This is a genomic window from Amycolatopsis cynarae (genome assembly GCF_026802195.1).
GTDB classification, from domain to species: Bacteria; Actinomycetota; Actinomycetes; order Mycobacteriales; family Pseudonocardiaceae; genus Amycolatopsis_E; species Amycolatopsis_E rhizosphaerae.
Genome location: NZ_CP113836.1, coordinates 4,307,904 through 4,327,414 on the forward strand (window position 1 = coordinate 4,307,904; position 19,511 = coordinate 4,327,414).

A 19,511-nucleotide genomic window follows, 5' to 3' on the forward strand; every position below is an offset into this window, starting at 1 on the left:
CACCTCGACCGACAGAGCCTTCGTGGCCGAGTACGCCCGCTACAACTTCTACGACAGAAGCGCGGAGAAGATCTCCTGCCCCGTTCTGGTTTGCGAAGCAGCCGCCGACCTGCTCTACCCCGCCACCGAAGAGCCCGATCCGCGCAAGCTGTACCAGCACCTCACAGCACCAAAGAAGCTCCTGACCTTCACCGAGGAGGAAGGCGGCGACGCCCACTGCCACCCCGGTGCTCTTCGCTTGGCGGTGGCGCGCATCTTCGACTGGCTCGACGACACGATCTGACGCCTGGATCTTCCGCCCCTTGTTCAGGGTGCCGCCCCAGATACCCGGTCTCCTGCCTCGCGGCCCCTCCGGGGGCACTTACCCGAAACCGGCGGCGCCGGAGAGTCCGGCGTCGTCACACGGCCCGCCAGGCTGCGGCACATATCACCACGGGAGCACGCCGGTGCGGTCGGTCACGGTGCCGGTGGGGGTGTCGGGCCCCAGAGTGGCGACGCGCACCGCTGCCTCGGCACCCTCCTCGACACCGTGCCCGAGGCCGCCGGTGAACTCGGTCGCGGTCTGGCCAGGGTCCACTGCGTTGAAGCGGACATCGGGGATCGTCTTGGCGTACTGCATGGTCAGCATGGTGACCGCGCTCTTCGAGGAGCCGTAGGCGGCGAGTGGATACTGCGACTCGATACGCTCCGGGTCCTGGGTCAGCGTGAACGACCCGAGGCCGCTGGTGATGTTGATGACGGACGGGGCGGTCGCCGTGCGCAGCAGGGGCAGAAACGCGTGCGTGACGCGAACCAGCCCGAAGACGTTGGTCTCGTAGACGTGGCGTATCCGGTCGGCCGTCATGTCCTCCGGGGCAGTCACCTCGCCGAGGATCCCGGCGTTGTTGATGAGGATGTCCAGATGGCCGGCCTGGGCCCGCAGCGTCTCGGCCGCGGCCTCGACCGACGCGTTGTCGGTCACGTCCAGCTGGACGAAGTCGGCACCGAGCCGGTCGGCAGCCTTACGGCCCATCTCGGCGTCCCGGGCTGCGATCCAGACCTTCTGGCCTGCCTCGATGAGTCGGCGCGCCACCTCGTGTCCGAGTCCCCGGTTGGCGCCGGTGATCAATGTGGTCGTCATTTTCTGTTCCCTTGTGCGTTGGGTCGGTGCAGTTGTCCCGCCACCTAGTGGGCGGGGCGGAACGGACGCAGCAGACGGATGCCGTCCTCGATGGATCCGTCGATCAGTTCGAGCATCTGGGGGACGAGTTCCAGCATCCGGGGCGCGGCGAGGTGGGAGTCGAGGTGGGCGCGTGTTTCCCAGCGTTCGTAGATGACGAACGAGCCGGGCTGCCCCTCAACTTCGTGGGCCTCGTAGTCGATGTTGCCCGGGTCGTTGCGGGAGGGGGTGACGGCTGCGGTGATGAACGCTTTGAGGTCGGCCTCTCTGCCGGCCTTCGCCTTCGCGTCCCAGATGACGGTCACGTAGCCGTTCGATGTCGCGGTCATGTTGATCCCTGTTTCTCTTGTGTGCTGAAGAGCTGACTGCCGGTACGAGGCCGGTGTCAGCAGTTGATGAAGTCGAGGAGGTCGGCGTTTACGGTGCCCATGCCGTGCGACAGGCGTGGTAGACCTTCAGCACCGCACCGCGTTTCCGGCCAGCGTGGCGGTCAGCTCGGCGGATTCGGCGACCGGAACGATCTGATCGTCGTCGCCGTGCATGACGAGCGTGGGCACGTCAATCGCTTGGAGGTCGTCGGTGAAGTCGCTCTCCGAGGGTCGTCGGGTCTCGGCCAGAGCGAGGCCGATCAGTGAGCGGACTGGGTGTGGTCCTGCTCCACATACACCTTGAGGGCCTGGAACTCCTCAATCGCTCGCGGGCCGCACAGGTAGCCGTAACCGCTGCCCTTGACGCCGCCCTCCTCGAAGTCCTCGCTGATGGCTCCCCAGGTGTTGATCCATACGGTGCCGGTGCGGATGCGCCGGGCGATCCGGCGGGCCTTCATCGAGTCCGAGCTGAACACCGAGGCGGCCAGACCGTAGATGGTGGCGTTCGCCTTGGTCACGGCGTCGTCCTCGTCGTCGAAGATCTCGAACGTCTGAACCGGACCGAAGACCTCTTCCTGCACGATCCTGACGTCGGTGCGGTCCACCTCGATCAGGCTCGGCCGGTAGAACGCACCAGCGGCCAAGGGGCCGTCGGTGACCACACCGCCGCGCAGCAGTACCGTGCCGTACGAGGTGGCCTCCTCGACGATCGCGTCCACCCGCTGGGCGGACGCCCGGTCGATCACCGGGCCGAGCTGGGCCTTCTCGTCGTCGCCCGAGCCGAGCCGCACCTGCGCGAGCGCGCTGGCAAGCCGAGTGCGCACCTGGTCGGCGATGTCCCGGTGAACCAGTACGCGGGAGCCGGTGCAGCAGAACTGCCCGTTCATCAGCACCAGCGCCTGCACCACGGTCGGGATCACCATGTCCAGATCGGCGTCGGGAAAGATCACCATCGGAGCCTTGCCGCCCAGTTCCAGGCCGAGCCGCTTGAGCGTGGGGGCGGCCGCGGCCGCGATCCGGCGCCCGACCGGTGTGCTGCCGGTGTAGTTGATCACGTCGACCTTGTCCGAGGAGACCAGGAACGGGGCCCCGGTGTTGCCGGACTCGGTGAACACGTTGACCACGCCCGCCGGAATTTCCGAGACCGAGGCCAGCACCTGCGCGAAAAGCTCATTGGTCAGCGCCGTCTGAGCCGGAAGTTTGACCACGACGGTGCAGCCGGCGGCCAGCGCCGGGCCCAGTGCCCGCACGGTCAGCATGATGGGGGAGTTCCAGGGAGAAATGATCCCGGCGACACCGAGTGGCTCGGGCACCGAGTGGGTGTACTGGCCGGGTGCCGTCTCGGCGGCGCGCCCGGCGCTCTGGGTGCGCGCGGACGCCGCCGCGTACCGCAGCCACCCGGCCGCACCGCTGACCTCCCACGTGGTCTCACCCAGCAGCTTGCCGTTCTCCCGGGACAACATGGCCGCGACCTCGGGCACCCGGGCCTCGAGGGCCTCGGCCAGCCGGTCGAGTGCGGTCGCCCGGAGCGAGGGAGTGCGCGCCCATTCGGTGGTCGCGAACGCGGCGGCCGCGGCGTCCACGGCGGCCGAAGCCTCTGCCTCGCCACCGTCGTAGAACGAGCCGGCGACTGCGCCGTCGGCCGGGTTGATCGATTCCAGAACCGAGCCGGAGCCGGTCCACTGTCCGTTGATCCAGTGCTGAGCAATGGTGTTCATGACGTCGATCCTGCAATCGCACCGAGCCGGCAAGAAGGCACAGATCTTCGTCGTACCGCCAGTACGACCCTGGAGCCGGAGGTGAGGGAACATGGAGACATGAACGAACTCGGGCAAGTCCTGCGGGCGTGGCGCGAACGCCTGACTCCGGAGGCCGTCGGAATCCCGCACAACTCTCCCCGCCGCGTCGCCGGCCTGCGCCGCGGCGAGTTGGCGACGCTGGCTGGAATCTCCGCCGAGTACGTGGAACGGCTGGAACAGGGTCGCTCCCTTACCCCTTCTCCTCAGGTCTGCACGGCCATCGCCCGCGCGCTTCAGCTGTCCGACGACGAACAAGCACACCTCATGCGCCTGGCCGGCCACGCCGCGGGACCGGACCGGATTCCTCAGCTGATCCCGTCGAGCCTGCACCGGCTGATGGAACAACTCGCCGTCAACCCGCTGGCCGTCTACAGCGCTGCCTGGCAGTTGTTGCACTGGAACGAACTTTTCGCGGCGACCTTCGGTGACCCGAGCTCTTCCGACGATGACGGCCGCAACCTCATGCTGTCCCAGTTCGGGCCGGGCCCCCAGTTCGGGCCGGGACCCGGACGAATGCGGCTGACCAAGGCCGAACAGGACGCGTTCGAGAGCTCTCTCGTCGCCGACCTGCGCGCAACCACCAGCCGTTACCCGGACGACCCTTCCCTGGCGGCGCTCGTCACGAAGCTGCGTCGTATCCCCCGCTTCCTGTCGTGGTGGGCCCAACCAACCGTGGGCGACCTCCAGAGTGCGCGCAAGGTCGTCGTGCACCCTCAGGTCGGCGAGATCGCCCTCGAGTCCAGCGTCCTGACAATCCAGCCCGCGGACCTGCGCCTCGTGGTCTTTCTGCCGCGCCCCGACACGGACGCCCGCAGCAAGCTGGACCTGGCGGCCACCCTAGGCCTTCAGCAGTGGGTTTAGCGTTGCAGTGTGGTTTCGTGATCTATCCGGTCGGTTCATCGTCGATAGTGCCTGCGGCGGGCTGGGCTGACGTGGCCATCGACTCTCCGGCGGCGACCGCGGGAAGACCGGTGCTGGGTGTGCGCGGCTCGTATGGAAGCTGGCCCCCGGCTCCAGACGACCGGCGAGGCTGACCTTCGACCTTTTGCGCCCCGGCAGCCGCAAGAAATTTCTTCGCATTCTCAGGGTTCGCCGCCCCTTTGGGCAGACGCGGGCCGCATTGATTACTCCGGCCCGGCTGCCGCAGCTTGAACCGCAAGTTTCGCTTTTCTCGTTACACGGCATTCCACGCCCAGCTCCTCTTCGGGAGCGGCCGCAGCGCATATCACCAAGGCGAGCACCTGACGAAGTGTTCCAGGCTGTGTCATGAGCCACGTAAAGGCGCGCTTGGTGGGGTTGTCCACCCTGTTGCGGTCCGGTTCTCCAGAGCGGTGAAACGCCTGGTGGCACCGTGGCTCGTGGGGAGGCGCGTTGAGAAGGTCGAGGTGTCCCAGCACCGCAGCGCCGCCTCTGAAGGAATCTCCTATGCGCAGCTCCCGTCTCGTTGCCGCTTCCCTGGTCGGGGTCGTCTCCGGTCTTGTCATCTCGACCGCAGTCCCGGCTTCGGCCTTGGCCGCCTCGCACGCGCCGACACTGTCTGCGTCAGCGAACCCCGCGAGGGGCCTGACGCTCACGCTTCCTGCGCCACGCGGCCGCTACGCCACCGGCGAGTCGACCTTCCGGCTCGTCGACGGCAAGCGCCCGGATCCGTGGGTGCCCAGCCAGCCCTACCGCGAGCTGATGATCAGCGTCTTCTACCCGGCGGTCCACACCGGAGGCCTCCCGTTCACGAACCAGTTTCCGGCGGCGGTGGGCGCGGCGTTGGGTGCCGCGGTCGAAAGGAACTTCACCCTGCCGGCCGGGCTGGTGGACTGGGCCGCGACCAAGACCCACTCGGTGCGGGACGCCACGATGGCGCCGGGCCGCTTCCCGGTCGTCCTGTATTCGCCGGGCGCCGGGGACCCGCGGAACTGGAACGTGTCGCTGGCCGAGTACCTCGCTTCGCACGGCTTCGTGGTGGTCACCATCGACCACACCGGGGATGCCCCGGCGGTGCAGTTCCCCGACGGCCACGTGGTCGGCAACGGGCCGTTGCTGACGGCCTGGTCCCAGTCGTTCCGGAACGGCACGACGCTGGCGTTCTTCACGAAGCTGATGGACGCGCGCATGGCCGACACCGAGCTGGTGCTGAACCGGCTGACGAGCCTGCCGGTCCGGCTGTCCGGGGGCATGGACCTGAACCGGATCGGCATGTTCGGGCACTCCGCCGGCGGGTTCACCACGGCGAACATGATGTTCGCCGATCCCCGGATCAAGGCCGGCATCAACATGGACGGCACCATGGAGTACACCGTCAAACCCGACGGCACCAACCTGAGCGAGGTCGCCCTGCACGGGCTCGACCGGCCGTTTCTGCTGATGGGCAGCAGCTCGGCAGGCGGCGGGAGCGACGTTCACCGCGAGCCGTCGTGGGCCGCGTTCTGGCAGCACCAGCGCGGCTGGAAGGCTGACGTCACGCTGGACGACTCGGTGCACGCGTCCTTCACCGACGCCGAGGCGCTGCTGCCGCAGTTGGCCGGCCGCGTGCCGGCCGCGACGCTGGCCGCAGCGGTCGGAACGGTCGACCCGCACCGTGCCGTGGCGGCGGACCGGGCGGTGGTGGCCTCGTTCTTCGACCGGTTCCTAAAGGGCCACAACGACCACCTGCTGGACGGCGGCGCTTCGCGATACCCGATCACCTTCGTGCAGTAGCCCACATGGTGCAGTCCACTCGCGATGCGCTTGCTCGCAACCAAGCCGCCACTGTTCATGCTTCCGCGTGAGAGCGCTGCAACCGGGGAGCAACGCGGTTTTACTGAAGTGGGTCCACACCTCGGCGCGGGCCCGGCAAAACTGCGCAGAAAATCTTCTACCCCGATATCCCCGAAAAGGAAAAGCAATGAAATTCCCGAACATTGCGAAGGTCGCCGGAGCAGGCGCTTTCTTCCTGGCGCTCACCGCCGTCCCGGCTCCCGCTCAGGCGGCGACGATCTCCGTGCCGTGCAACGCCGCGGACTTGATCAACGCGGTCAACACCGCCGCCGCGGGAGACACGCTCAGCCTGACCCAGGGGTGCGTCTACACCCTGGACAACACCAATCCCGGCCCGCTGGTGGTCAACCGGCCACTCACCATCCTCGGCCACGGCAGCGTGATCCAACGCGACCCGTCGGCCTTCGCGTTCCGGATCTTCACGGTCAACGCCAATCTGGCCCTCGACCTGGTCACCATCCGAAATGGCGATGCGACGGGCAGTTTCGGCGGCGGGCTGGCGGTCTTCACCGGAAGACTGACCCTGACCAGAACCACCGTCACGAACAACAGGGCCGACTTTTCCGGAGGGATCGGTGTGCTCGGTGGCGCCTCCGCCGACATCCGCAACAGCGCGTTCACGTTCAACGTAGCGACGAGAAACGGTGGCGGGATCGCCAACGACGGCACCATGACGATCGACCGCACCGCGATCACGGACAACACCGCGTTCGGGCAGAACGACACGGTGGGCGGCGGCGGTATCGCCAACGACGGCGAACTGGGCATCACCGGCAGCAACGTCGTCCGGAACCACGCGACCGGCGCCAAAGGCGGTGGCATCGCCAACATCCTGGGCGGCAGGGTGACCACCTCCGGCTCCAACATCAACACCAACGACGCACTCGGCGGCGGGACGGGCGGCGGCATCGCCAACATCAACAGCACGGTGTTCCTCAGCAGGAGCAACGTGAACAACAACGCCTCGACCAACGCGCCGGGCGGAATCGACAACGAGGGTGGTGCGGTGACCCTGGACCGGACCAATGTCCGCAACAACACCCCCACGAACTGCAGCCCGACCCCGGTACCGGGCTGCCTCGGCTGACCAGCGCACTCGGCCCTTCACCGGGTTCCGGTGAGGCGTTTGCCGTGAAGGGACCCTTCACAGTCGATTCGACCGTGAAGGGTCCCTTCACGGCCCGCCCCAGACCGAGTGGTGGTCTGGCCGAGCCCGCGCCTACTTCCGCGTCCGGCGCCGCCGCGGCATCGCGAAGAAGACCAGGATCGCGACGGCCACGGGCAGCAGGGTGACGACGAGCATGGTGAGCCGCACACCGTTGGTGTAGTCCAGATCCAGCGCCAGGCCCGTCCGCTGCTGGACCAGGTTGGGGTCGAACTTCGGGGTGCCGGGACTGGTCGCCAGCGAACTGCGGACCGCGTCCACCCCGCTCTGCGCCTGCTGCACCGACTCGCCCGCGGTACGCGCGTCGGCCACCCATTCCCGGTGGAAGAACAGGTTCAGCAGCAGAATGTAGATCGTCGGTCCCAGCGCGTAACCGGTCATGCCGAAGGTGGGCTGCACGGCCGCCACCGCTCCCGCGTCCGCCGGGGTGGCCCGCGCCAGGATCGTGTCCGACGCCGGGGTCGCGGTCACGAAGGAACCGAGGTTGATCAGCCAGGTGGCCAGGATCAACAGCCACAGCGCCATCACCGGCGAGGCACCGAAGGCCACCACCAGCCCGCCCGCGATCATTACCAGCAGCCCGGTGAGCAGCACGCGCCGGGCCCCGTGCCGGAGCACCATCCGCCCGGTGAGCACGCTGGTCACCGCGAGCAGGACCGTGCCGGGCAGGTACAGCAGCCCCACGGCCCGCGGCGGCAGCCCGAGGATGAGCCCGCCGAACCGCCCGAGTATCACCCCCAGCCCCGCGACCAGGAAGTTGAACGTCAGCACCGCCAGCGTCGCCGCCACGAAGTCGCTCCGGGTGAACAACGACAGGTCCAGGGCCGGGTGCCGGGCCCGCCGCTCGTGCCACAGGAACGTCGCGAAGCCGACGGCCGCGATGACCAGCGGCACCCAGGTGCGGGGCGAGGCGAACCCGTTCTGCGCGGCGCTGATCCCGTAGACCAGGCTCAGCAGCGCCAGTCCGAAGAGGCAGACCCCGGTGACGTCGACCGGACGCGCGGGCCGCCGGGGCGGGTCGGGGACGTATCTGGCCGTCAGCAGCAGCGCCACCAGCGCGAGCGGCGGGGTGATCACGAACAGCCACCGCCACCCGGCGGCCCCGACGACCCAACCCCCGAGCAGCGGCGAAATCCCGTACAGGGTCGCCTGCGAGGCCAGGAAGATCCCGATCGCGGTGGGCCGGAACTCGTCCGGCACGGACACCGTGAGCAGGGCCAGTGACAGGCCCAGCAACGCGGTCAGCGCGAAGCCGTCGGCGAAACGCATCGCGAGCAGGAACCAGTGATTCGGCGAAAGCGCGGCGAGGAGCTGGAAAACGATGGTGGCGGCCAGCCCGTAGATCAGCAGGCGTTTGAGTCCATAGCTGTCGCCCAGGTTCCCCACGGCGAGGACCGCGGCGGCGACGACCAGGGTCGCCGCACTGCCCAGGAGGCCGACCTGGGCGGGCGGGACATGCAGTCCCCGGCTGATCTCCGGGAGGTTCAGGGTGAGCAGCACCGGATCCACGGTGGTGATCGCGAAGGCGAGAGCGGGTCCCAGCACGGTGAGGACGGTGCGCATCCCCATCCGGGGATGCCGCACCCCGGGCTGGGGCGGGTTGACGGCCACACCGGGATTCTCCCCCCGATCGCCGCACCGCTCTCGCCGAAGTTCTGCCCGGTGCCTTCCCGGTGAGCGACTCACTCGCGCTGCGTCGTCGCGATGAATAAGTATCCTGGAAGAAGCCGCGGCGACTCCAGGAAAATCCCTTCCCATTCTGCCCGAAACGATGTCGCGACACAGCGTCGGGACGGGTCGGGACAGGAGGAAAATGGCCCACGGGGCAGCGCACGCTCACACCCGGCGCACGGCGCCGGAACAGCACTACCGTCTGCGATGTCAGGGCTGTGACGCACTGTTCGAGGACGACGGGTTCCTCCTCGAGTGCCCGAACCGCCACGAACCCGCCCTCGTCGTCGCGGAATACCGAAACACTCGTTTCGAACCAGACGTGGGTATCGAAGGCCTGTTCCGGTACCGCAACTGGCTGCCCGGCACCCGGGTCCTGGCCGGCGCGGGCAGCGGCGCGACCTATCGGAGCGAACGGCTGAACCGCCTACTGGGGCTGCCCGGCCTGTGGGTCGCGTTCAACGGCTACTGGCCGGAAAGGGGCGCGACCCTCGGCACCGCGACCTTCAAGGAACTGGAGGTGTGGCCGGTCCTCTCCCGGCTCCCACGGCCGCGGGAGCAGGTTCTCGTCGTGGCCTCGGCGGGCAACACCGCCGCCGCCTTCGCCAGGGCCTGTTCGCTGAACACCATTCCCTGCCTGATCATCCTGCCCGTGGCCGGGGCCGCCTGCCTGAGGTTTCCCGATGCCCTCCACCCGTGCGTGAAGATCGTCTCCCTGACCGGGTGCGCCGACTACTCCGACGCGATCGCGCTGGCGAACCGCGTTGCGCGGATCGACGGTTTCGTCGCGGAGGGGGGCGTGAAGAACATCGCGAAGCGCGAGGGGCTGGGCACGACGGTGCTGAACGCGGTCGAAACGATCGGGCGGATCCCCGACTACTACTTCCAGTCGATAGGAAGCGGAGCGGGAGCTATCGCGGTCTACGACGCCACGATGCGGCTCACCCGTGACGGACGATTCGGCCGCAGGCCCCCGAGGCTCGTGCTGAGCCAGAACCAGCCGTTCGTGCCGGTCCACCGGTCCTGGCGGGCGCGCCGCCGGGAACTGGTGGAGATCGACGACGAGGTCGGGAAGAACCAGATCCGGCAGATCACCGCGCACGTGCTGTCGAACCGGCGGCCCGCCTACTCGGTCCGGGGCGGTGTCTACGACGTCCTCACCGGCTCCGGGGGCGACACGCGCACCGCCGACAACCTCGAGACCCTGCAAGCGAAACGGTTGTTCGAAGAGGTCGAGGGAATCGACATCGACCCGGCGGGCGCGGTCGCACTGGCCACCCTGATCAAGACCGCCCGCTACGGCGGGATCGACCGAAGAGCCCTGATCCTGCTGAACATCACCGGCGGCGGACGCCGCAGGCAGCATCGGGGCAGGAAACTGCGCCCGGCAGGAGTCGCCCTCGAAATCGACGGGAAGGAATTGCAGCGTGACGAAACCCTGGACCGGGTCGTCGGCCTCTTCCGGTGACGGGTCCGATGTGGAGCGGCTCTACCGGAGCCTCACCCCGACGTCGCACGAGTACTTCCTGGAAGGCAGCCGGTACCTGCCGGGCGCCGATTCGCGCAGCACCCTCTTCCACCTTCCGTATCCCCTCGTGCTGTCCGAGGGCCATGGCTGCCGTGTATCCGATGTGGACGGCAACGAGTTGCTGGATTTCACCGGGAACCACACGTCCCTGGTCCTCGGCTACGGTCATCCGCGAGTGCGCGAGGCCGTCCGGGACCAGTTGGACAGGGGAACCTGCTTTCCCGGAGCCACCGCGCTCGGAGTCCGGATGGCGAAACTGCTGTGCGACAGGATTCCCTCCGTCGAACGGGTCCGCTTCACCAACTCCGGGACCGAGGCGGTGATGTACGCCGTCCGGGCCGCCAGGGCCTTCACCGGACGGCCCGGGGTCGCCAAAGTGGAGGGCGGCTACCACGGCAGCTGGGACGACGTGATGGTGAGCACCCGCCCGGCCGGGCAGGCCGGAGACCGGGTACGCCCGGCCGCGGTTCCGGCGTCCCCGGGTCTCACGCCGGGCGCCCTCGGCACCACCGTGGTGCTGCCGTTCAACGAGGCGGAGGCCGCGGCGCGGCTGATCGAGCAGTACGGCGAACAGCTCGCCGCCGTCGTCGTGGAACCGGTCCTGGGCTCCGCCGGCATGATCCCCGCCGACCGGGACTACCTCGTCATGCTGCGCGAACTCACCGCACGGCTCGGCATCGTGCTGGTCTTCGACGAGGTCGTCAGCTTCCGGATCGCCCACGGAGGCGCACAGGAACACTTCGCCGTGTCACCGGACCTGACCTGCCTCGGGAAACTCATCGGCGGCGGCTTCCCGCTCGGCGCCTTCGGCGGCCGCGGCGACATCATGGCCCTGTTCGACCCCTCCGGCGGCGGGCCGCGGATGCCCCATCCCGGCAGTTACAACGCCAACCCGGTCAGCCTGGCGGGCGGCCTGGCCACCCTCGAGGTGCTCACCGGGGAAGCGATCGGGGGCCTGAACGCCCGGGGTGCCCGCCTGCGGAACCGGATGCGGGCCGCCTTCGCCGAGGCCGGTCTTCCCGCGCAGGTCACCGGCCTCGGCTCGCTCTTCGCGATCCACCCGGTCGCACACCCGGTGCGCGCCTACCGGGACACGATCGGTGCCGACGCCGGGTGCCGTCACCGGATCTTTCTCGGCCTGTTCACCGAAGGCGTGCTGATCGACCCCCGCGGGGTGGGGTGTGTTTCCACCGCTGCCGGGGAAGCCGAGGTGGACCGGTTCACCGGCGCGCTGCGGACCGTCCTGGAGGGACTCGCTCACCGCACGCGGTAGGCGAAGATCCGGACCTTGAGCCCGGGATCTTCGTACCGCAGGTGCGAGAAGGGCTCACTCGTCTCCAGCAGACGCCATTTCCCTTCCCTCTCCAAGGCGTCCTGCCTTTCCCGGAAGCCGCCTTCCACGTACACGTCGGTGCGCACGCTGAAGATCACGCACCCGCCGGACCTGCTCACGCGAACCAGTTCCGTGAAGGACTCCGGCGGGGCGTGACCGGCGGCGAAGACGCCCGTCGACACGACGGCGGCGAAGGTGCGGTCGGGAAAATCCAGCCGCCTGCCCAGTTCCATCCGCCGCAGGTCCCGGTACGCCCCCTTCTCGCGGGCCACCTTCAGCATGTTCTCCGAAATGTCGATGCCCGTGATGTCGTGGTAGCCCAGCGGCGCGAGGACCTGCCCCATCATCCCGGTGCCCGCCCCGGCGTCGAGCACCGCTCCGGCCCCGGGTGCGACGTAACGGCCGAAGAACCCGGCCGCCACGGCCGGCGTGGAGTACCCGTAGCTCAGGATGCGCCGTTCGTAGTCTTCGGCCCAGTCGTCGTAGATCCTCGCGGCCTCCTGGCTGTTCGTGGCCGTGGTCGCGACATCGGTTCTGTAGGTGATCCGCAGGGGTGCGAACTCGTCGGCGCCGGTCAAGGGACACCTCCGGAGGCGGGAGTGCCTTCACCCTAACCCCCGGCGGACGCCACCGCCCGCCATGGGCGCGAGCCGGTGTCCGGTAAGCGCTTTCCCCCTCGCCTCCGGGTTTGACCTCCGGCGAATCGGGCACGTTCCCCGCGAGGACGAGCGGGAGGTGCGGATGGTCCCCCTGTCGGAGCAGCGGCTCCGGATGCGCGACCGGTTCCTCGACCAGGCCGTGCGTGAACTGTGGAAGTACGACGACCGGGTGCGCGGGCTCGGCATCGACGTGCGGTTCGACCGCGGGGTCGCGCACCTGACCGGCGAGGTCGACGACGCGGGCCGGCTCGACACGGCACGGTCGCTGATCGGTCGGCTGGACGGTGTGCTCGCGGTGTGGGACCGGGTGCGCGTGGCGGGCCGGGACCCGGTGGTCCTCGATCTCGGCTGCGGAGCGCAGAAGCAGTATCCGGGCAACCTCGGCATCGACCTCCACCTCACCTCCGAGGTCGACGTCCGGGCCGATGTGTCCGCTCCCCTGCCCTTCGCGGACGGCTCGGCCGACCGGGTGTTCCTCGTGCACATCCTGGAGCACCTGGTCGACTTCCTGCCCCTGGTCGACGAGGTGCACCGGGTGCTGCGGCCGGACGGGATCGCCTTCGTGCTGTCCCCCTGGTGGCGCTACGTCAACGCCGTCGCGGACCCGACGCACGTGCGCCTGCTCGACGTGCAGACGATCAAGGGGATCTGCCGCCGCGCGGGATCACGGCGGCTGTGGAACCCGCTGCACGTGGGCTGTGACGGCGCCGGCGTCTTCGCCGAACTGCGACCGCTGACCGATCCCGCGGACTTTCCCGGCGAGGCCGAACTGGCCCGGTTCTTCGACTGACCCGGCGCCGTCCCGGGCGGCAGCCGCCGGTCACGCCCGGCCACGGCGTCAGCGGAATCACCAGATTTTCGCGTTGCCCCGCGACCGGATTCCACTCTAAACGCGGTAGCCGCCAATCCCCCGGTTGCGCCGGGAAAAACTACTCCATCAGATCAACCCCGCCCACCTTTTCGAGTGTTCGGCCAGCGGACGAACTGATGCCGCCCGAAGGCGCGGATAGTGTCGACTCGCCAGCCACGTCGATCCCAGCTGTCACAGGAGATGGACTGAACCCCAGCAGTCCCTGGCGTCACGGAGCCGGCAAGCGGAAAAACATGCAGTCCGTAGAGAAACACTATCCCCCAGAAAGGTTTTCAGGCGATCAACAAGAGTCGTGAAAGCGATTTCCTCCCTGCCTTCCGGAGAATCAGATGATCACACGAAATATTCGGACCTTCTTACACGTTTTCGGCCGGCGGCGAACCTGGCTGGCGGCGCTCGTCGCGGTCGCTTCCGCGGCACTGGTCGGCCTGGTGCTGATCGGGACCGCACCGCGGGCGCAGGCGCAGGCCCCCCAGCCGGGGGCGGCGGCCGCACAGCAGGTCGACCCGCGCGGGGACGACGGCCGGTGCCTGCCCTGGTCGCCGCACTGCCATTGCCCAGGGGCGCATCACCACTGCAGGCCCAAGCCGCCCATGCCCACTTTCCCACCGCCCAAGCCGTGCTGTAAGCCCGGGCCTCCCGGGCCGCCCGGACCCAGCGGACCTCCCGGACCGACCGGTCCTCCCGGCGCTACCGGACCGACCGGTCCGACCGGACCGACCGGTCCGACCGGACCGACCGGCCCCAGCGGACCGACCGGCCCGAGCGGCCCCTCCGGCCCGAGCGGACCTTCCGGCCCGAGCGGACCTCCGGGACCGAGCAGTGGCATCGACACAGTGACCCAGGGCAATTCCCAGTACATCGGGTACGTCAACGGCACACCGTCGGTTTTCGTCTACGACTCGTCGAACGGGACGTGGTACAACCTCGGCCCCATCCCTTCCGGGAACGCCGTTGACATCGGCTTGTCCGTCGGCCAGCCCACCGGCAACACCCTCGATGTCACGGTCCTGACGAGCACCGGAAACGTCTACCAAGACCAGTGCACGATCAACCCGGCTCCCATCCACGCCTGCACGGGATGGGTGCCCTTCACCCCGAACACCACTTCGCCGAGCACGCCGTCACCGTAGGCAGCCCGGAGGAAGTCGGTCGAAACGCACGTGGTGCCGCCCGGAACCTTCCGGGCGGCACCACCCCTCCCGCACAGAATCGTTTTCCGAAACCGAGGTGGCAGATGACGGACAGGCACCCGATCAACAGGCTGGCGGTGGTCATCGGCGCGGCGGCTGTCTTCACCGCCGGCTGCTCCCAGCACAATCCGAGCGCCCGGGACCAGCTCGTGCTGCCCCCGGTCAGCCCGCCGCCGGGCCTCGTGACGGACGCGCCGGCAACCGACGGGCTGCCCGTCGTCGCCGTCGCGCAGGCGCCGGGCATCGACCTTGCGCTGCACCTGTCACGGAACCGGTGCGGGGTGAGCGCGGCCGGACCCGGCCGGACCGCTCTCGGCGCCTCCGCGCCACGGAACGACCAGGAGCACGGTGATTCCTCGGACGAGTTGCCGGAACAAGTCCGGAACGCCCTGGGCACGGCGAACAAGGCCGTGACGCCCTGGGGTGCCGGGCAGCTCGAACTGTTCTGCGGCAAGTACAACATGGCGGTCCTCCTGCCTCCGGTCGATGCGCCGGTCCACGTCCGCGGCTCGGGCAGCAGCAGCCGGGTCGACGCGGCGGGAGCCCCGTCCCGCACTCTCGTGGTGGCCGGGCCTCCCGGAGAGCTGTACGTACCGCCCCTGTACCCGGGCAACGCCCCGCCCGCGAGGTGACCACGGAGTCGATACGGCCGTGAGCGGTCCCCTCACGGCAACTCACAGCCAGTGGGAGTGACATCGCCGACCCCGGCGGGTGGACGGGACGGCCGGGCGGGCGCCGCTCACTAGGCTGGACGGAGTACCGACCCGGGAAGGACTGGCGAGAGCATGAGCGTGGAGGCCGCTGCCGTCGACGCGGCATACGAACGGTTGCAGGGCGTCGTGGCCCGCACTCCCCTGCAGCGCCACGAACGGCTCTCCGCCCGCACCGGCGCGGACGTGTGGCTCAAGCGCGAGGACCTGCAGGTGGTCCGCTCCTACAAGCTGCGCGGCGCCTACAACCTGCTCGCCCAGCTCGACCCGGACCAGCGGGACCGGCCGATCGTGTGCGCCAGCGCGGGGAACCACGCACAGGGGGTCGCGTTCGCGTGCCGGGCGCTCGAACTGCGAGCCCGGATCTTCGTCCCGCGCACCACACCCCGCCAGAAGCGGGACAGGATCGCGCTGCTCGGCGGCGACCGCGTGGAGACCATCGTCGGCGGCGACACCTACGACGCCGCCTTCGCCGCCGCGCGGGAGGACGCCGAGCGCACTGGCGCCGTGATGGTGCCCGCCTTCGACCACCCCGACGTGATCGCCGGTCAGGGCACGGTCGCCCGGGAGATCGCCGAACAACTCGGCACCGCCCCGGACGTGGTCGTCGTCCCGGTCGGCGGTGGGGGCCTGGTCGCCGGGATGACCACCTGGCTGGCCAAACACCACCCCGCGACCCGCGTCCTGGGTGTCGAACCCCGCGGCGCGGCGAGCATGGCGGCCGCGATCGCGGCCGGACGGCCGGTCGAACTGGCCGCCCTCGACGGTTTCGTGGACGGCGCGGCGGTGCGCAAGGTCGGCGCCCACACCCACGGTGTGCTGGCGGAGCATCCCATCGACCTGCGCGAGGTGGACCCCGGCGTGCTGTGCGAGGAGATGCTCGACCTGTTCGACGTCGACGGCATCATCGCGGAACCGGCCGGGGCGCTGGCCACCGCGGCGCTGCGCACGTCCGGCCTCGTCGCGCCGGGCGAAACCGTGGTCGCCGTCGTCTCCGGTGGCAACCACGACGTGAGCCGCTACGCCGAGGTCATCGAACGGGCACTGGTCTCACGCGGGGTGAAGCACTACTTCCTGGTCGAGTTCCCGCAGGAACCGGGGGCACTGCGCCGGTTCCTGGACGAGGTGCTCGGCCCGGACGACGACATCACCCTGTTCGAGTACGTCAAGCGCACCAACCGCGAGTTCGGCCCGGCACTGGTGGGCCTCGAACTGGGTGCCCCGGAGGACCTCGCGCCCCTGCTCGCGCGCCTCGACGCCTCCCCGATCTCGGCGCAGAAGCTGTCGCCCGACGACCCCACCTTCCGCTTCCTGATCTAGGCCCGGTCAGGGCCGCGACGAGCCGTGAAGGGAGCCTTCACAGTCGATTCGACTGTGAGGGGTCCCTCCACGGCCCATGCCCGAGGGTTCACTGGTGCGCGCTGGCGTGCAGGGCGACGGTGCCCGGGCAGGGCGGTGCGGCGGGCACCGCGGCGGGCGCGGGTTCCCGCCTCCGGGACGCGCCGAGGTAGGCCGCCGACGCGATGACCGCCAGCACGATGATGCCCAGCCCGTAGGCGGTCGCCGTGGTCACCAGGCCCACGCTGCGCACGACGGCCCCCGCGGCCAGTGCGGGCAGGCTCATGCCGAGGTAGGAGACCACGTAGATGGCCGCGACCACGCCGGAACGCTCCGCGGCGGGCGAGGCGGCGGTGAGCACCTTGAACGCCCCGCTGAAGGCCGGGCCGAAACCGAAGCCCGCGATCGCGGTGCCGAGGAAGAACAACAGCTCCGATCCAGTGTGGACGGCGTCGAGGATCAGCACGACCCCGGCGATCAGCGCGACCGAACCGCTCAGCAGCGCCCGCCCCGCGGGCCAGTTCGAAGTCAGGCTCGAGGTGAGCGCCCCCGCACAGGCCAGCACCGTGATCACCAGTCCGGCGGTCAGGTGGCTGCCGCTGTGCAGCAGCGTGCCCGTCACCGAAGCGCCGAGCGAAAGGTAGAGCCCGCTCAGCGACCAGAAGGCGAACAGCGAGGGGGCGATCGCCACGAACAGCGAACGGGCACTGCCCGGCACCACCACGCGCGGCCGCAGCGCGGGCAGCCACCGGCCGTCCGGTTCCGCGGTTTCCGGCATGAACAGCGCCGTGGCGGCGGCCAGGACGAACAGTGCGGCGAGCAGCCAGTAGATGAGCTGTGTCGGGTACGGGCCGTGTTCGACGAGCAGGCCGGAGCCGAGCGCGCCGGCACCGAGCCCCAGTGACGGCGCGATGCTCGCCACCTGCGCCCCCAGCCGGGGCCGCGAGGACGGCTGGAGGTCGATCAGGCTCGCGCTCATCGCGCCCGTGGCCAGGCCGGTGGCCAGGCCCTGGACCACCCGCGCGACGATCAGGGTGCCCACCCCGCCCGCTTCCGCGAACACCACCATCGCCGCCGCCTGCAGCAGCAGCGCGGCGAACAGGACGGGCCTTCGTCCAATGTGGTCACACAGCGTCCCGGTGCACACCAGCGCCAGCAGCAGGCACAGCACGTAGACGGCGAACACGACCGTCAGCACGATCGGGGAGAACCCCCAGCGCTGCTGGTACAGAACGTACATGGGGGACGGGGTGCTCGCGGCGAACAGCAACAGCCCCAGGGAAACGGCCACCGCCCAGAAGGAAACGGTGCGCGGCAGGGTCGGACGTCCCGCTCTTCCAGATGTCACGGACGTCACTCTAACCGCCGGGCACCCCGCGCATCAGTGGATTTCGAAGGCGCGAACGGCAATACCGTTCAGCCGCCTGCGCGGCGCGCCCGAGATGCCGGAAATCAGTTCCGTCCGCCCCAGTCCAGGCGGTCGGCCAGCCCGGCGGTGGTGAAGGCCGCGACCAGATCATCGCGACCTTCCGTGAAATGGGCCCAGCCGTCGTAGTGGACGGGAACCACCCGGCGGGCTCCGAGGATCCGGGTGGCCTCGGCGGCCCGGGTGCTGTCCAGGACGATCGGCTGGTTGTCGAAGAGAACGGGGAAGCGGGGAGCGCCGGCGAAGAGGATGGCGGTGTCGACCGGGGCGAACCGGCCGGCGATCTCCCGGACCGCGTCGAGCGAGGCGTTGTCGCCGCTGACGTAAACGGTGGGCAGGCCCTGCCCGGTCAGCACGAAACCGACGACCTGGCCGGTGACCGGCTCGATCTCCTCGCGGGAGCCGGGGCCGTGGAGGGCGGGGACGCCGGTCACGGTGATCGTGCCGCCGTCGGGGCGGTTCAAGGCGATGGTTTCCCAGTCGGCCAGGCCCTTGGCCGTCCCTCCCAGGCGCTCGCCGCCGCCGGGCGTGGTCAGGGTGAGGGGAACGTCGGCGAGCAGGGCCCGGCCGGACCTGTCGAGGTTGTCGGCGTGCTCGTCGTGCGAGAGCAGGACCACGTCGATGCGGCCGAGCTCCGCCGGGGTGGTGGCCGGGGGCGCGGTCTTGGTCAGGACCGGGCGGCCGGGCCGGGCCTGGTCACCGGGACCGTCGAAGGTCGGATCGGTCAGGAACCGCAGGCCGCCGTACTCGAAAAGCGCGGTCGGGCCACCGAAGGCGCGGACTGGGAACCGGTCGGTCGTCACGGGAAGGGAAGACATGGGAACCTCACGGATAGATACGGATGAACCGTGAGTGACGGTAGCGGATTCTCATGGATGTGCGCAAGACTTACCATGAGAACCGTGAAGGAGCCCGCGATCGGAGACCCCGGCCTGCCGCCCGCCGAGGGCGAGGAAGAACACCTCTCGCTCGCCCTCGCCAACAGCACGATCGCGCTCCCCGGCGGGCTCACCATCGATCTCCTGAGCACTCCGGCGCAGGCGAATCAGTGGCTGGCCGAACGGGGTCTCGCCCCTGCCGACGCCGGCATGCGGGAGATGTGCGCCGCTCAGCTGCGCTCACTGCGCGAACAGATCAGGTCGTTGTTCGCCTCCCGGGCCGCAAGTCTTCCCGCCCTCACCGCCGCGGTCACGGCCATCAACGACGCCATGACCCGCGTTCCGACCGCCCCGCTCCTGCAGTGGGACGACGAGACCGGCCCCTACCGCGCCACCCCGCACCCCATCACCGCGATCGTCGACCACGCACTGGCCACCCTCGCCGCCGACGCCGCCGACCTGCTCACTTCCCCCGATGGCGACCGTCTCACCGCCTGCGGCTCCGCCCCCTGCAGCCGCTACCTGCTCCGGCGCGGCCGCCGCCACTGGTGTTCCACCCGCTGCGGCGACCGTGCCCGCGCCGCCCGCGCCTACAGCCGCCGCCGCAACTCCGGATGACACCGGAATGACCCCGCCATTCGCCCGTGGAAAACGGCGGGGGG

At 69.6% G+C, this 19,511-nt stretch carries 18 protein-coding genes; 11 read left to right on the plus strand and 7 right to left on the minus strand.

Annotation, left to right across the window (positions count from 1 at the left end):
• Positions 1-22: 22 nt before the first annotated feature.
• Complete coding sequence (locus ORV05_RS20600; RefSeq protein ID WP_268441365.1) at positions 23-283, plus strand: hypothetical protein; 261 nt, start codon at positions 23-25, stop codon at positions 281-283.
• 144 nt (positions 284-427) lie between these two features.
• Here ORV05_RS20600 and ORV05_RS20605 read toward each other — a convergent pair whose 3' ends face one another.
• The 3 genes from ORV05_RS20605 to ORV05_RS20615 all read right to left on the minus strand — a co-directional run bounded on the left by ORV05_RS20605 (position 428) and on the right by ORV05_RS20615 (position 3,245).
• Positions 428-1,120, minus strand: a complete 693-nt coding sequence (locus tag ORV05_RS20605) for an SDR family NAD(P)-dependent oxidoreductase (protein WP_268441368.1) — start codon at positions 1,118-1,120, stop codon at positions 428-430.
• 44 nt (positions 1,121-1,164) lie between these two features.
• Positions 1,165-1,488 (minus strand): putative quinol monooxygenase, encoded by a 324-nt coding sequence (locus ORV05_RS20610; protein ID WP_268441370.1) that lies wholly within the window; start codon positions 1,486-1,488, stop codon positions 1,165-1,167.
• Positions 1,489-1,787: 299 nt separating this feature from the next.
• Positions 1,788-3,245 carry an aldehyde dehydrogenase family protein gene (locus ORV05_RS20615; RefSeq protein ID WP_268441372.1) on the minus strand — a complete coding sequence of 486 codons (1,458 nt, stop codon included), beginning with the start codon at positions 3,243-3,245 and terminating at the stop codon, positions 1,788-1,790.
• 99 nt (positions 3,246-3,344) lie between these two features.
• Here ORV05_RS20615 and ORV05_RS20620 point away from each other — a divergent pair, with 99 nt between their 5' ends.
• The 3 genes from ORV05_RS20620 (at position 3,345) to ORV05_RS20630 (ending at position 7,164) form a co-directional block, all read left to right on the plus strand.
• On the plus strand, positions 3,345-4,187 hold the full coding sequence (locus tag ORV05_RS20620) for a helix-turn-helix transcriptional regulator (protein WP_268441374.1): 843 nt from the start codon (positions 3,345-3,347) through the stop codon (positions 4,185-4,187).
• A gap of 564 nt (positions 4,188-4,751) precedes the next feature.
• Positions 4,752-6,017: an alpha/beta hydrolase family protein gene (locus ORV05_RS20625; RefSeq protein ID WP_268441377.1), complete on the plus strand. Its 1,266-nt coding sequence runs from the start codon at positions 4,752-4,754 to the stop codon at positions 6,015-6,017.
• 187 nt (positions 6,018-6,204) lie between these two features.
• Positions 6,205-7,164 carry a right-handed parallel beta-helix repeat-containing protein gene (locus ORV05_RS20630; RefSeq protein WP_268441380.1) on the plus strand — a complete coding sequence of 320 codons (960 nt, stop codon included), beginning with the start codon at positions 6,205-6,207 and terminating at the stop codon, positions 7,162-7,164.
• Between the two features lie 132 nt (positions 7,165-7,296).
• Here the strand turns inward: ORV05_RS20630 and ORV05_RS20635 are convergent, their stop codons facing one another.
• A complete protein-coding gene (locus ORV05_RS20635) occupies positions 7,297-8,853 on the minus strand; it encodes an MFS transporter (protein WP_268441383.1) in 1,557 nt (518 codons plus the stop codon).
• Positions 8,854-9,055: 202 nt separating this feature from the next.
• Here ORV05_RS20635 and ORV05_RS20640 point away from each other — a divergent pair, with 202 nt between their 5' ends.
• Positions 9,056-10,381 carry a cysteate synthase gene (locus ORV05_RS20640; RefSeq protein WP_268441386.1) on the plus strand — a complete coding sequence of 442 codons (1,326 nt, stop codon included), beginning with the start codon at positions 9,056-9,058 and terminating at the stop codon, positions 10,379-10,381.
• Complete coding sequence (locus tag ORV05_RS20645; RefSeq protein WP_268441388.1) at positions 10,341-11,714, plus strand: aspartate aminotransferase family protein; 1,374 nt, start codon at positions 10,341-10,343, stop codon at positions 11,712-11,714. The genes ORV05_RS20640 and ORV05_RS20645 overlap by 41 nt, the downstream gene beginning before the upstream one ends.
• Here ORV05_RS20645 and ORV05_RS20650 read toward each other — a convergent pair.
• Positions 11,699-12,352, minus strand: coding sequence for a class I SAM-dependent DNA methyltransferase (locus ORV05_RS20650; protein WP_268441390.1), 654 nt, complete (start codon positions 12,350-12,352; stop codon positions 11,699-11,701). The two genes, ORV05_RS20645 and ORV05_RS20650, sit on opposite strands and share 16 nt — an antisense overlap.
• Positions 12,353-12,515: 163 nt before the next feature.
• On the opposite strand from ORV05_RS20650, the gene ORV05_RS20655 reads away from it, so the two are divergent.
• The 4 genes from ORV05_RS20655 (at position 12,516) to ilvA (ending at position 16,527) form a co-directional block, all read left to right on the plus strand.
• The gene (locus tag ORV05_RS20655) at positions 12,516-13,223 is read left to right on the plus strand and encodes a BON domain-containing class I SAM-dependent methyltransferase (protein WP_268441391.1); all 708 of its coding nucleotides are present in this window, start codon (positions 12,516-12,518) and stop codon (positions 13,221-13,223) included.
• Positions 13,224-14,140: 917 nt separating this feature from the next.
• Complete coding sequence (locus tag ORV05_RS20660; protein ID WP_268441392.1) at positions 14,141-14,437, plus strand: hypothetical protein; 297 nt, start codon at positions 14,141-14,143, stop codon at positions 14,435-14,437.
• A 104-nt stretch (positions 14,438-14,541) separates the two neighbouring features.
• On the plus strand, positions 14,542-15,129 hold the full coding sequence (locus tag ORV05_RS20665; RefSeq protein WP_268441394.1) for a hypothetical protein: 588 nt from the start codon (positions 14,542-14,544) through the stop codon (positions 15,127-15,129).
• Between the two features lie 153 nt (positions 15,130-15,282).
• Entirely contained in the window at positions 15,283-16,527 is a 1,245-nt protein-coding gene (ilvA, locus tag ORV05_RS20670) for a threonine ammonia-lyase IlvA (RefSeq protein ID WP_268441396.1), read from the plus strand.
• Positions 16,528-16,615: 88 nt separating this feature from the next.
• Here the strand turns inward: ilvA and ORV05_RS20675 are convergent, their stop codons facing one another.
• Complete coding sequence (locus ORV05_RS20675) at positions 16,616-17,893, minus strand: MFS transporter (RefSeq protein WP_268441397.1); 1,278 nt, start codon at positions 17,891-17,893, stop codon at positions 16,616-16,618.
• 104 nt (positions 17,894-17,997) lie between these two features.
• Positions 17,998-18,789: an MBL fold metallo-hydrolase gene (locus tag ORV05_RS20680; RefSeq protein ID WP_268441399.1), complete on the minus strand. Its 792-nt coding sequence runs from the start codon at positions 18,787-18,789 to the stop codon at positions 17,998-18,000.
• Between the two features lie 84 nt (positions 18,790-18,873).
• Between ORV05_RS20680 and ORV05_RS20685 the strand changes: the two genes are divergently transcribed.
• Complete coding sequence (locus tag ORV05_RS20685) at positions 18,874-19,467, plus strand: CGNR zinc finger domain-containing protein (protein ID WP_268441401.1); 594 nt, start codon at positions 18,874-18,876, stop codon at positions 19,465-19,467.
• The last annotated feature ends 44 nt before the right edge of the window (positions 19,468-19,511 follow it).